Source organism: Paenibacillus sp. SSG-1 (assembly GCF_002224835.1).
Lineage (GTDB): Bacteria > Bacillota > Bacilli > Paenibacillales > Paenibacillaceae > Paenibacillus_AQ > Paenibacillus_AQ favisporus.
Window position 1 is genome coordinate 3,030,116 of the sequence record NZ_MBRK01000001.1, and the last position, 12,651, is coordinate 3,042,766.

Consider the following 12,651-nt stretch of genomic DNA (forward strand, 5'->3'; position numbering starts at 1 on the left):
GAATCGACCATATTAATGAATATAGACGAAAACGCGTTGGTTTCCTTGTTTTTTTCGGCTGCGTAACCTGCTGTTGTTGTCGGATTTGACAGGAACATCTATCGTTAAAAAATAAAAAGCCGCAGGTGTGCGGCTTTTATCGTTTATCTTAATCGTTTATGGGTTTTATATCTGGAGGATAAACCACTTTCGGGTTTTTGCTTAGCTGAGCTTCAGTTCCAACAAAAAAAGATTCGACTGCCGGATACTGGAGTCCCCCTTGAGCATTTGCCTTTGTAACTGTATGCGAATGAATGAGCTCATCTGGATCTAAAGCGGTCCTGTTGTTTTCTTCGTCAATATAGAAATAATCATCTGTAGTAATGCCATACCTTACATCTTCAGTAGCTGTTTTAAGAACTCCGTTTGATCCAATCTTGTATTGGTATGTACCGTCTTGCGCAATGATTTCGGACGCACTATTTTGGTGATAGATAATAAAAACCCACCCGGTATAGCCTTTAGGAATCAAATAGACGTTATGGTTTTTAGGTGAGAAAGTACAAGCTGATAATAAAACAAAAGCTATACTGGCTAATAGCGCCATGCTTAACAAATATCGACTTTTCATCAGAGTTCCCCACCTTTGCATAATAAGTGAAATTCGTCACATTCATCTACGTCTTTTATTATATCCGTGATCTTGATCCATTTCATCCCCCTTTTCGATTGCTTCCGCATTTGCAGGCAGGTCCATCTCAACTTTAACTGTGGTTCTTTTGTACAAAATAAAGAGCACATTGTTCAAGTTCGTTCTACAGCAATGCCTTACACTAATGCTAACGAGGTTCTATTCCAAATCGATGGAGGATATTCAATGAATTCGTAACGGCATTTTTGGCGGTGCCTTTGCTGAAAGAAAACATCCGTAAGGGCCAAATGATCGGGATGTTGTGCTCGATTGCCGGTGTTCTTATGGTCATTACTAACGGGGCTTTTTGGCAACTCACTAACATATCACTTGGAGATTGTATAGCACTGGGAGCGAATATCACCTGGGCACTCTATGGTGTACTGGGACGAAAGTTTCTGACCAACAGCACCCCGCTCGCCACCTCAGCCATCACCATGGCAATGGCTACCATTTGCTTTCCTTTTCTGGATTTCCCCTCTTCGGGTATATCGCAAACGACACTCACAACAGCATGGATTTGCATTTTCTTTATGGGGACATTTGGCGCTGTTTTGACTTTTCTTTGGTGGAATCAAGGCATACAGAAGGTAGGTGCAAACCGTACCTCCGTATTCTTCAACCTAGTTCCTGTCGTAACGCTGATGATTTCGGTACTGATGGGGCAGCCGGTAGGTTGGGTTCAAGTAGTCGGTACCTTCCTCGTCATATTGGGTGTCGTCACCGCAGTCCGGACAAAACGAACGGGACCGAGTGGAAATCATGGGCAAAAGCCAACCATCACCGTTTCGGTCAAATCGGATCTTTGAGTCTTTTATGCCAAGTGATGAGCAGAACTTACAAGAATACAAAAGCGATGCACTGTAAAATAAACGTATGTACAAAAGAGGAGGAAATAAGATGAACAACAATCAAGAGCTCTTGATCTGGATGAGCAAAATGGCTGTAATCGAAACGGTATCCAAATTTGCTTATTATGCCGACAGCCGGGAGTGGGAATCACTTCAGCAGCTATTTACGGAAGAAGTGACAGTCGATTATACGTCCTTGGCAGGTGGCGAACCTATTACCATACCGGCCAGCATGCTGATGGACAACTGGAAACAGTCATTAACGCCTTTAAAAGCGACACAGCATTTGATCTCCAACCATATCGTGGATTTCGAAAATGAAGATCGGGCCGTATGCCGTGCCTACTTCCAAGCGCAGCATGATTTTCCAAACTCCTTCGGAGGGAGTCAGTGGACTTTGGGCGGAAAGTATTTGTTCCGCTTCGTAAAAGAACACGATCAGTGGAAGATTACCGAATTGGTCATGACCGCGGTATGGGCCAGCGGCAATCAAAATATTATGAACTTGGCCAGCCAACAAACAAAATAAAATAAGTGCGCAATTAGTCACCTACGTTGTAATTTGTCTGGCTTTGCTTCAACCCGGTCAAAATTTTGACCAGCCAAATATCGGCCTCAAAATTTTGCGCATCCAATAAGCGATGATCGTCCCCGGATTCCATGAACCGGGATTCTGCAAGTACTCCATATATTGATCGTTGATAATATAAGTCCAAGTGGAAGTCGGGCTCTTCAGTCCGAACTTTTCCCACTTCGCCGGATCATTCGAACCTCCGAGCTTTACGAGCATATTTGCCGACGCTCTATCTATCTTGTCCTGAATTTGCTCATAGGCTTGGATGATTTGCTCATGAAATTCGTCGATCGGATTGCGGTTAGCAAGGCTCATCAAATGGATGCTTTCGCGAATGTAAGAAACATATGCCAGATGATCAGCCCAGAACTTGTCGATATAATAAAGCCGCACCCGCTGTTCCGAAGGACTCAGCTTCGTCTCGCCTTTCAAAATGCCGAGCCGCTCCTCATATAAAATACGCCGCTGTTCCTCTACCATATCCGAATAACGGTTCAGTTCCTGACGGATATGGAAATTTTGGCCCATTATAACCTTCTGAATATGCTCAATTTTGCTGTAAAGCACAGACTCTCCGAGAACTTCATCCTGCATGAGATCGCGATACATAGGCGGGATCACTTTATCAATGCCGAACTGAAGGAATAACTCGTCCTCCAAGCTTACGAAAAATACGGAAGATCCCGGGTCACCTTGGCGACCAGAACGCCCGCGCAGTTGGTTGTCGATCCGCACGCTTTCGTGCACATGCGTACCAATCACGTATAATCCGCCCAGATTGGCGATAACTTCTGCCTGTGAGGGATTACCGCCGCCGAGCCGAATGTCGACGCCGCGGCCCGCCATATTTGTGGACACCGTCACAGCGCCGATTTCTCCTGCTTTGGCGATGATCTCGGCTTCTTCCGCGTCGTTTTTCGCATTCAGAACATGACAAGGTACGCCCGCAGCAGCTAGCGCTTCCGCTAGCTTGTCAGACTCCCCGACGCTTGACGTACCGATGAGAATCGGACGTCCCGTTCTATGGACGGACGAAATTTCTTGTACAAGCGCCTTAAGTTTGGCTTCTTTATGGGTATAAATTCGATGCGCATGGTCGATCCGTATGTTAGACCGGTTCGGCGGAATTTGCACAACCTGCAGCGCATATATTTCCTCGAATTCCATTGCCGAAGCTTGTGCGGTAGCCGTCATCCCGCAAATTTTCGGATATAGACTAAGGAAGTGTTGAAAAGTGATCGTACCAAGAATATTCCCACCGGCTAATGTCAGCAGCCCTTCTTTGGCCGCAAGCGCGGCTTGCAGCCCGTCCGGTAAATGCCTATTCTCTGCCACGCGGCCGGTATATTCGTCGACCAGCTCGATTTTGCCGTCTCGGACGATATAATCGACGTCTTTTTTTAATAACGATTCTGCATGCAGTGCGCAATTTAACGACGATAACAAATGACTGTTATGGCTATCATACAAATTGCCGCATCCCAGCAGCTTTTCGGCTTTTGCAGAGCCCGCTTCATTCAAATAAACATTTCGCTGGAACTCGTCGAATACGTAATGCTCATCTTGCTGGAGCTGCCTTGCCACTTCTGCGAAACGAACGCCGTCGTTCCTTGAAAAGTCCGGCTCGCCGGCGATAACTAGCGGCACCCGTGCTTCGTCAAGAAGCAGTGAGTCCGCTTCGTCGACAATGACGTAGTGGAAAGGACGATGCACAGTGTCGGCTTCATCCAGTGCGATCGTGTCGCGCAAATAATCGAATCCCGCCTCTTTAGCCGTAACATAGGTTATATCCATGGCGTACGCTTCCCGTTTCTCTGGCAGGCTCATACCCGCTTGAACCGAGTCTACCGTTAACCCGAGGAATCTGTAGATTGGGCCCATCCACTTCGCATCCCGATTTGCCAAATAATCGTTAAAAGTCAGCACATGAACGCTTTTCCCCGTCAGTGCATTTAGATAAGCAGGCATCACCGCAGAGAGCGTCTTCCCTTCGCCGGTATGCTGTTCGATTAAAAATCTCTCGTGCAGTGCGATGGCAGCCATGACTTGGACATCGTAAGGCTGTAATCCAATCGTTCTCTTCGCTGCCTCGCAAACTAACGCATAGGCATCGACCAGCAGCTCGTCCAAAGGCGTACCCGATTGTGCTTCCTTTTTCAGCCGGAGGGATTCCGCCTGCAGCTGCCGATCGTCCCAAGCTTCCAGATTCCGTTTTCTGATGAGCTGCGTTTTGTCCCGATAACCTTTCAGCTTTTGCCGGGCATCGCGGTCTTTGAATTCTCGGAGCAACTTGACGGCTAAATTCATCGAAATTTGATCCCTCCTCCCTATTCGTCCTTTAAACGCCGTTGATACAAAACAACAGACACCATCGTTAATACAACCGTCCATGCCAAAATAATGAGCAAGGGTTCTAATAAGTCTCCCGCCGTAAAACCTATATGGGGAATACCTAGCAAATGCACAAGTTGACTGCTTGGTGCGTAATCCAGCACGTTGAGGATCGGATAATCATCCACTAGAAAAGCCCCCCATGGTGCCATGGTGAATACGAACGCCACAGGAAGTATGGATAATGACGCATCAAGCAGCGTCTTGGAGAATAAACCACAGATCGTACCGGCTGCTATGTATAGAATAATCGAAAAAATGATAGCTGCCACGAACGCCCATATACTAGCTGGCTCATAACCAATTAAATACGTTGCAGCAGCCAGAGCCGCAGCAGGCATGACAAAGACCAAACAACTTTTACCGATTAAAACATCCATAGACGTGGCCGGTGTCAACATTAATGAACGTAACGTATTCCGCTCCTTTTCTTCCGCAATTAAGCATGCTTGTACTAAACACGTTAGTATTACAAATGAGGGATTAAGAACAAGACTGAAAGCGAAAGCTCCATTCAAAGAAGGGCCTGCGCTTCGAAAAAGAAGCGCCAATATCAATGGAAACATCAAACTAATAGAGAGCCCATAATTGCGTGAAAACTCTTTGTAATCCTTCACAAATATCGCCCCGGCGCGTTTTAAGGAGATACTCATCGTAACTCACTTCCTGTCATTTTAATGAAAATATCACCCTAACTTGGCTCTTTTGTTTCTAATCGATCAATGAACCCTCACCACATCCTTTGCGTTGATGGCTTAAATATATAAAGATTGTATGCCTTTAGCCATCAAGACCCGCCGAAATGTAGCTATAAGCGCCTGAATGGTACCATAGAATGCTTGATCTGTTCGATATTGCCTCGGAAATGGTATACGCTTACGAAGTTATGTTTGCTTCGGAAACATTTCAAATGTTAAGTAGCGATTTTAATTCATGCAGTTTTGAACGGGATAATGGAACCACGGCATCTTTACCCGTATTTAATCGCAAGCTGTAGCTATTCTTCGTCCAAGTAATAATCTCTCTAACTTTTTGTAGATTAACGATGTAGGATCGATGACACCTAAAAAATCCGAAATTTAACAATCTCTGCTCGAGCTCGGTTAGCGTCAAAGCACAGACATAATTTTCTCCACCTACATGAACAAGAATCATACCATCCATACTTTCTATGTAATCGACTTCAGGCGGATCAAATAAAATCACTTTGTCATTTCTTTTTGTGGATATCTTCTGCAAGGTGATACTGGCAACATCTTGTTTCTGCACTTTCTGATTATCCTCTTCGGATTCCCGAATATCCAATGGATGAAAACCGAATTCGTCCAATCGATAAATGGCATCACAGGAAATTATGGCATCCTCTAAATTCGAAGTTAACATTAAAATCTGCTTTTCTTTCGCAAGATCATCTAAAATCCGTTTAAATTGACGACGATCCTCTTCTTCCAAGTAAAAATAGGGTTCCTCCAATACAAGTGTAGGCTGATGAGCAAAAAAGACACGCAGTAACGTCACATACATCCTTTTCGATGAGCTCAGATCCTTAATCTTTACCTTCCGTTCTGCTTTTATAGCAAAATAATCCATTAACGGGACGACACGCTCGTTCCTCTCCGTTACTTTAATTAGAAAAGTGATCAGCTCTTCCACCGTTAAACGAATATACTCGTTTTGCCCAGCTCGAAATAAATAATATTGGGAACGATTCACTAATTGATTCATTAAAAGCTGCTTTCGCTTCAAGTCCGTTATAATGCCAATCGATTGGTTCGATGTCATTTTCAATTCGATCTTCGGCAGAAGTAGCTTCCCATCATCATAGATTGGTTGAAATTGCATACCGCCCTCCCGGTCAGTACAGCTTTGGATATATAACAATTATAATGATCGGATACTTTTTTGTCAGTTTTTACTGATAATCTCGTGGGTTGGCCAGCATTTGAACGGTTTCTGTATATAAAAATCATTGAGTCGGATTTCGGAACATATTCATGTCCAAAACCGCTAATCGGTTCAAGCTCCTCTCTTTAGCTCAGGACAAGAGCTTGTACTGATAAAAAAAAGCCGCCATCTCAGCGACTTTACATGGGACCATGCTTTTCTCCTCATCAGTTGTTCCATGTTCGAAGACTTTTTGCCTCACAACTAAACTCTTCGTGAAGTTTCAAGTGCCTCAGCATGCCTGCTGCTCTGATAATCACTTAATAAACGCTGCATTTTTTCCATCGTCCCATCTTGATGAGGAACATGAATGGAGACGGTCAAATTCGGATCATGTAAATACTGAAACGAAACAAGATCAAAATTCAACTTCCCGAGATTCGGACAGTGCAGCGTCTTTGGAGCATCTATGGCATCGAGTACTTCATGATCGTCCCAAAACTCCCGAAACTCCCTGCTAACTTGAGACAAAGCCTCGAACTGTTCAGACCACCAGGGGTCGTCACCGTGACGCGCATAACCGGCATGAAAATTAGCGACAATCCGCCTGGCATGCAGTTCCCATTGTTCTCCTTTAGCGTAACGGAAGCGGGGTGACGTAAACGTCATCCATACGAAATTCCGCTCCCGATCTGACACAGCGGCCAGCTCCCCATTCAACGCGCAATAAGCTTCATTCCAGGCAATGATGTTCATACGAGCATCCATGACATTTGCCGCGGACAGGTTTTGGCTATTCAGAAAGCGTTGCAGTTCCGGTGTAACCTGAGATGTTTTCTTTGTTTCAACCAAGGGATATTGCTTACGGGCCAGATGGTACAGATGTCTGCGTTCCGATTTATCTAACCGGAGCACTTCTGCTATCCGATCAAGGACTTCTACGGATACGTTAATATGACGCCCCTGTTCCAAGTAGGTATACCAATCTAATCCTACACCTGCCAACAGAGCCACCTCTCCTCGGCGAAGTCCAGGTGTACGTCTGCGTCCGGAAGCCTGTAATCCTGCTTGCTTAGGTGTTATCCTTTCTCGCCGTGAGCGTAAAAATCGAGATAATTCCTCGTATCGGTCCAATCTCTTTGACATAATCCCCATGCCCCCTACTATATTCATGAACGTAGGATTCCCAATCCTACGATAACCAGATCTCTTCCTAGCCTCTTCAGGTTTCATTAAACTCAGTTTATGTCCTCCATAGGAGGAAAAGCAAGAATGGATAAGACAGTGGTCGCCCCAACCTGTTCTTTTCCATTCGAACCAATCTGATTGAGGTGATGACAATGAAAGTAGCCGCAATTGTCGGCAGCATCCGCAAGGAATCTTTTAATTTAAAACTAGCTTACTATATTCAACATCGTTATAAGCATCTTTTCCAATTGGATGTGTTGAATATCCGGGATCTTCCCTTTTACGATCAGGATACGGAGTCCGCTCCGCCGCAGACGGTTGTCGATTTCAAGGGCAAAGTCGCTGAAGCCGACGCGGTGTTATGGGTCACTCCTGAGTATAATTCAACCATTCCAGGTGTCATGGTAAATGCGATTGACTGGTTATCCCGCGTTGACCAAGTGATGGTCGGTAAGCCCTCTTGGATCGTAGGCTCTTCCATGGGTCTGCTGGGATCGGTGAAAGCTCAGGGCCATCTACGTGATATATTGTTTTCTTCCGGCATTTCATCGCCGCTGTTACCGGGAAATGAAGTATACATCGGCCTTGTGCATGAGAAAATGAACGAGAAGGGTGAGTTGACCGATGAACCTACGATTAAGTACCTGGATCTCGTATCCGGGAATTTCGTGAAATGGGCAAAAGAACAATCCCGATTAAAGCAGCTGCAAAGTCAAGTATAAACGAGAATCTGGAGGAAAAAGATGTTTGAGCATATTGTACTATTGAAATTTAAGCCCGATGTTTCGACTGCAAAAAAAGAAGAAGCCGTCATTCAAGTTTATGACTTTAAGGGAAACATTCCGGGTATTACAGAAATTACCGCTGGAATGAACATTACGGAGGAGAAGGAGCATATGCAGGGGTATACGCTGGGAATCCGCGTATCTTTTGAGAATCAACAGGCTTGCCAGAACTATATTCAGCATCCCCTGCATCAAGAGTTTTTGCAGACGATTGGCCCAAATGTTGAAGGGATCATCGTTATGGACTACCCCTGGAAAGGTCAGGATTAGAAGAATACACATATTTTGTCAATAAAAAAAGCCGCATAATTGCGGCTTTTAAAATGGCTTAACGACCATGAGCACCAATACGGCAATCATCAGCAGCATGGCTGCCATCTCGATGGGCACGATCTTTTTTAACTGCAGTCCGAATTCGGCGGGTATGTCATTACCTTGGTCTTGACGCTCAGATATGGTTTTTCGGATTTTTTTCATGCGCGGCTCGATCCATCCGTCGATCAGTCCAACCATAAGCAGCGCTAAGAGAATGGATACATTCAGCCACATTTGGGATAAACCCATCTTGGTGATGATCATAAGCCCAACCCCGGTCACAATAAGTCCGGTTCCGCCAATTTTAGGCATGATGGCCAGTTTGGCCGTTATACCTAATACAAAGTGCAGCTGGCCGACCGTTCTGGCGGATCTCCGAATGATGGGCGTTACGAAAGCGGGGCCGATAAAAGCGATCGAAGACAATATATGCAAAACGAGCAGGAATCCAAATAGACCCATCATCCCCTCCTCCTCAGCTCACTGCAATATGGCTTTGATAGGCTAGACCGACCCTTTTTCTTTTAAACGATCCGTCGAGTTCAAGATGGTCTAACATACACATGACGACATCGTCATAAGCCACATTCAGTTCTTGAAATCTGCTGAACAAGTGACCGGCTACCTCTGCTTCGGAAAAGTCCTTGATCGTCTCCTGCATCGGAACGGGCAAGATCTCCGTTGTGACATGCAGATGAGCAGAATCTGAATGCTCTCTTGAATCTGTCATGGTTCCCGGACACATCATGGTCCAATCGAGGTCCGTCCGCTGCAGCCTTTCGAAATTCCGGTTGTGGTTTTTATACTCAGGCGGAAAACCGGGTAAATTGTTGCCGATCCAATCAGTATATGGAATATCCAGCAGGCCGGCTCCTCCCATAACCCATACCCGCCCGGAGAAACTAGGCTCCATTTCACACTGGCTTATAATGTTATCGACGATACGGACAAACTCTTCTCCCTGCCCCGCATGGCCGGCTGCAACAATAGCGGCGTCTTGATTCACAAGTGCCTCACGAACGCTCACCGGGTCCATCATATCGTCCACGATCACCTTTACATGCTTTTCGGAATGCTCACCCAGCTGATCGTAAAGCTTCTCAGCATTTCGCACAAATGCGGTCATTTCATGCCCCATTTGTATCCCTTGTGCCAACACTCTCTTCCCTGTATTCCCCGTCGCTCCAAAAACAATGATTTTCATCGTTATGTCCTCCTCTTCATGGGTCCCAATATTTGGTTAGCTCAAGCTTAGCATCGCTTCAAAACGATGTTAAGAACCCACTTTAAAGTAGGGGACTTACTTAAAAGTAAGTATGACGGAAAGGGATACAATGCTTTTTTTCAGGAGTGTGACTGCAGGGAAGCAAAAAGCTGCCCGGAAATCCCGTAGCAGCTTTTATTTGGAGTGGGTTGAATTCGTGTACAAGTTCATTAAGTCCGGTTTATGACGCCGGCTCTTCATACTTCCGCTTATTATGATTCTCTCCCCAAGCACACATGACTTCCGCAACAGGAATCAAGGTTTGGCCGTATTCACTAAGGGAATATTCTACTCTTGGAGGGACTGTCGGGTAAACCGTTCGATCGACTACGCCTTCTCGTTCCAAATCCCGGAGATGTTGTGCAAGCATTTTTTGCGAGACATCAGGGATAAGCTTTTCCAGATCGCTGAATCGCTTTGTAGAATCAATCAAAAGCCATAAAATCATCGGCTTCCATTTGCCACTTAATACATGAATGATGGTCTCAATCGGACATTCACGCTGATGAATCATTGATGAATCATCCCCTTACCTGTAAGTAAGTACATTAACTACAATGAACATAACAAAATTTTACATTAGCCCCTACAATCAAGTCAATCCATAACCGTCTGAACCGTATTGGCACCCCCCATCCCGAGTACTTCACGGTGTCCAAGCATTCCTGCATGAAGCGGAATAACTTATGATATCCACTTCAAGTTAGGAGCTGATATCATGAGCCGTTTTCCAGATGTGGTCATTATCGTCCGAAGCAAAAAAAATTTTGCCAATATCGGTAAAGTACGCATTATAGGTAGCGCCTCCCCTTGCCTCAGTACTTTAAAAGTAGGGGCACCCGTAAAAGATGCGGTGCTCTGTCTGCTTAAAAACGGGTTTGTCATTACGGAACAGAAAAATATTGGTGTTTTCTTCCGTATTCGATAAGTGGGGTCCGGCAGTGGTGCCTGGGCGCAAGCAAAAATCCCCCTATTGTCACCAAATAAATAAGCAGCAGCCAGGGACGAGAAAACAATAGTCCAGACTGCTGCTGTTTTACTAAAAGCCCGCTTCAGTGCCATCTGTGTAATCTATGATTGCCTGGCAGACCGCATGCCCAGAAGTCGTGAATAAAAATGTATGCAATGTTCCGTCTCAATGGAGGGTTTTGCTGAAATTCGCGACGGAGAAAAGGATGGTGATTACTAATTTACGCCCGCTTTTTATACGCCCTCATCGCAAAGACATAAGCGACGAGCATAATGCCGACGCACCACGCCAGAGCGATCCAGATATCATTGCCTACCGGTTGATTGGTCAATAGTGCACGGATGGTTTCAACAATAGAGGTGACCGGCTGGTTTTCGGCAAAAGCGCGAACGACCTTCGGCATCGAATCGGTCGGCACAAAGGCCGAGCTGATAAATGGCAGGAAGATCAGCGGATAGGAAAATGCGCTGGCCCCTTCGACCGATTTTCCGGACAATCCGGCAATCGCTGCGACCCATGTCAAAGCCAGTGTAAATAGCACGAGTATACCGGTTACAGCGAGCCATGGCAGAACCCCTGCCGAGGAACGAAAGCCCATGATGAGCGCTACGAGTATGATGACGACAAGAGAAATCATATTGGATACCAGCGAGGTCAGCACATGCCCCCACAGCACGGCGGAACGCGAAATCGGCATGGAGTGGAACCGCTCAATGATGCCCCGCTGCTTATCCATAAACAGGCGGTAAGCCGTATAGGATATCCCGCTCGCAATCGCAATCAGCAGGATGCCGGGCAGCAGGTAGTTCACATAGTTTTCCGTTCCGGTGTGAATTGCTCCACCAAACACATAGACAAACAGCAGCATCATCGCAATCGGTGTGATGCAGACCGTAATGATGGTGTCCATGCTGCGAAATATATGACGCATGGAACGTCCAAGCATAACGCCCATATCGCTAAAAAAGTGATTTTTGACTGTCTCCATTTACATAGCCTCCTTCTTTCCAACGATTGCGAGGAATATCTCTTCTAATGTCGGCTGTTTTTCTACATACTCCACCTTTGCGGATGGGAACAGCTTTTTCAGCTCAGAGAGCGTGCCGCTCGCAATAATCCGGCCTTCATGCAGAATGGCTATACGGTCGGCGAGCTGCTCAGCTTCCTCCAAATACTGCGTGGTCAGGAAGATCGTCGTGCCGCCGCCGGCAAGTTCCTTGACGGTCTTCCAAACCTCGATGCGGGCCTCGGGGTCAAGCCCGGTAGTCGGCTCGTCGAGGAAAATGATCTGCGGATTGCCCACAAGGCTCAAGGCGATGTCGAGCCTGCGGCGCATCCCTCCCGAATAAGTAGATGCCTTGCGGTCAGCGGCGTCCGTCAAGCCGAAGCGTTGCAGCATACTATCCGCGACCTGGCGCGGATTTTTGAGGTGCCGCAGCTTGGCGATCATGATCAGATTTTCCCGTCCCGTCAATATTTCGTCCACGGCGGCAAACTGTCCGGTCAGGCTGATCGATTGTCGTACCCGGTCGGGCTTTGATGCGACGTCACAGCCGTTTACGGTGGCGGTCCCTCCGTCCGGTTTGAGGAGCGTGGTGAGGATTCTGACCATCGTCGTCTTGCCCGCCCCGTTAGAGCCAAGCAGGGCGAAAATCTCACCTCGCCCCACTTCAAGATCGACGCCTTTTAGAACTTCTGTGTCCTTAAAAGATTTTCGCAGACCTTTCACTTCAATTGGTTTTTCCATTCGGATATCCCT

The 12,651-nt window shown here is 46.3% G+C and carries 15 protein-coding genes; 5 read left to right on the plus strand and 10 right to left on the minus strand.

The genetic code is table 11. The annotated features are described in order from the left end of the window. Positions 1-148 precede the first annotated feature (148 nt). A complete protein-coding gene (locus BCV73_RS13970) occupies positions 149-610 on the minus strand; it encodes a DUF6843 domain-containing protein (protein ID WP_089547578.1) in 462 nt (153 codons plus the stop codon). Between the two features lie 272 nt (positions 611-882). Between BCV73_RS13970 and BCV73_RS13975 the strand changes: the two genes are divergently transcribed. Further along, positions 883-1,479 (plus strand): DMT family transporter, encoded by a 597-nt coding sequence (locus BCV73_RS13975; RefSeq protein WP_256993143.1) that lies wholly within the window; start codon positions 883-885, stop codon positions 1,477-1,479. Between the two features lie 91 nt (positions 1,480-1,570). Further along, positions 1,571-2,050 (plus strand): nuclear transport factor 2 family protein, encoded by a 480-nt coding sequence (locus BCV73_RS13980; RefSeq protein ID WP_179231997.1) that lies wholly within the window; start codon positions 1,571-1,573, stop codon positions 2,048-2,050. A gap of 57 nt (positions 2,051-2,107) precedes the next feature. Here the strand turns inward: BCV73_RS13980 and BCV73_RS13985 are convergent, their stop codons facing one another. The 4 genes from BCV73_RS13985 to BCV73_RS14000 form a co-directional block, all read right to left on the minus strand. Further along, the gene (locus BCV73_RS13985) at positions 2,108-4,402 is read right to left on the minus strand and encodes a preprotein translocase subunit SecA (RefSeq protein WP_089547581.1); all 2,295 of its coding nucleotides are present in this window, start codon (positions 4,400-4,402) and stop codon (positions 2,108-2,110) included. Positions 4,403-4,422: 20 nt separating this feature from the next. After that, the gene (locus BCV73_RS13990) at positions 4,423-5,139 is read right to left on the minus strand and encodes an ABC transporter permease (RefSeq protein ID WP_089547582.1); all 717 of its coding nucleotides are present in this window, start codon (positions 5,137-5,139) and stop codon (positions 4,423-4,425) included. A gap of 253 nt (positions 5,140-5,392) precedes the next feature. Continuing rightward, complete coding sequence (locus BCV73_RS13995) at positions 5,393-6,211, minus strand: LytTR family transcriptional regulator DNA-binding domain-containing protein (RefSeq protein WP_256992855.1); 819 nt, start codon at positions 6,209-6,211, stop codon at positions 5,393-5,395. Between the two features lie 423 nt (positions 6,212-6,634). After that, positions 6,635-7,543: a helix-turn-helix transcriptional regulator gene (locus BCV73_RS14000; protein ID WP_343219897.1), complete on the minus strand. Its 909-nt coding sequence runs from the start codon at positions 7,541-7,543 to the stop codon at positions 6,635-6,637. Between the two features lie 167 nt (positions 7,544-7,710). Between BCV73_RS14000 and BCV73_RS14005 the strand changes: the two genes are divergently transcribed. Both BCV73_RS14005 and BCV73_RS14010 read left to right on the plus strand, forming a co-directional pair. Continuing rightward, positions 7,711-8,280, plus strand: a complete 570-nt coding sequence (locus BCV73_RS14005; protein ID WP_089547584.1) for an NADPH-dependent FMN reductase — start codon at positions 7,711-7,713, stop codon at positions 8,278-8,280. 21 nt (positions 8,281-8,301) lie between these two features. Next, positions 8,302-8,613 (plus strand): Dabb family protein, encoded by a 312-nt coding sequence (locus tag BCV73_RS14010; protein ID WP_089547585.1) that lies wholly within the window; start codon positions 8,302-8,304, stop codon positions 8,611-8,613. Positions 8,614-8,661: 48 nt separating this feature from the next. On the opposite strand, the gene BCV73_RS14015 is transcribed toward BCV73_RS14010, so the two are convergent. The 3 genes from BCV73_RS14015 to BCV73_RS14025 form a co-directional block, all read right to left on the minus strand. Next, the gene (locus BCV73_RS14015) at positions 8,662-9,120 is read right to left on the minus strand and encodes a DUF2269 family protein (protein WP_089547586.1); all 459 of its coding nucleotides are present in this window, start codon (positions 9,118-9,120) and stop codon (positions 8,662-8,664) included. Positions 9,121-9,133: 13 nt separating this feature from the next. Then, the gene (locus BCV73_RS14020) at positions 9,134-9,862 is read right to left on the minus strand and encodes an NAD(P)-dependent oxidoreductase (RefSeq protein WP_089547587.1); all 729 of its coding nucleotides are present in this window, start codon (positions 9,860-9,862) and stop codon (positions 9,134-9,136) included. 241 nt (positions 9,863-10,103) lie between these two features. After that, positions 10,104-10,436, minus strand: a complete 333-nt coding sequence (locus BCV73_RS14025) for a winged helix-turn-helix transcriptional regulator (RefSeq protein WP_089547588.1) — start codon at positions 10,434-10,436, stop codon at positions 10,104-10,106. 204 nt (positions 10,437-10,640) lie between these two features. Between BCV73_RS14025 and BCV73_RS14030 the strand changes: the two genes are divergently transcribed. Further along, on the plus strand, positions 10,641-10,850 hold the full coding sequence (locus BCV73_RS14030; protein ID WP_076164794.1) for a hypothetical protein: 210 nt from the start codon (positions 10,641-10,643) through the stop codon (positions 10,848-10,850). A 262-nt stretch (positions 10,851-11,112) separates the two neighbouring features. Here BCV73_RS14030 and BCV73_RS14035 read toward each other — a convergent pair whose 3' ends face one another. Further along, entirely contained in the window at positions 11,113-11,880 is a 768-nt protein-coding gene (locus BCV73_RS14035; RefSeq protein ID WP_089547589.1) for an ABC transporter permease, read from the minus strand. Beyond that, positions 11,881-12,639: an ABC transporter ATP-binding protein gene (locus BCV73_RS14040; RefSeq protein ID WP_076164790.1), complete on the minus strand. Its 759-nt coding sequence runs from the start codon at positions 12,637-12,639 to the stop codon at positions 11,881-11,883. Positions 12,640-12,651: the final 12 nt, after the last annotated feature.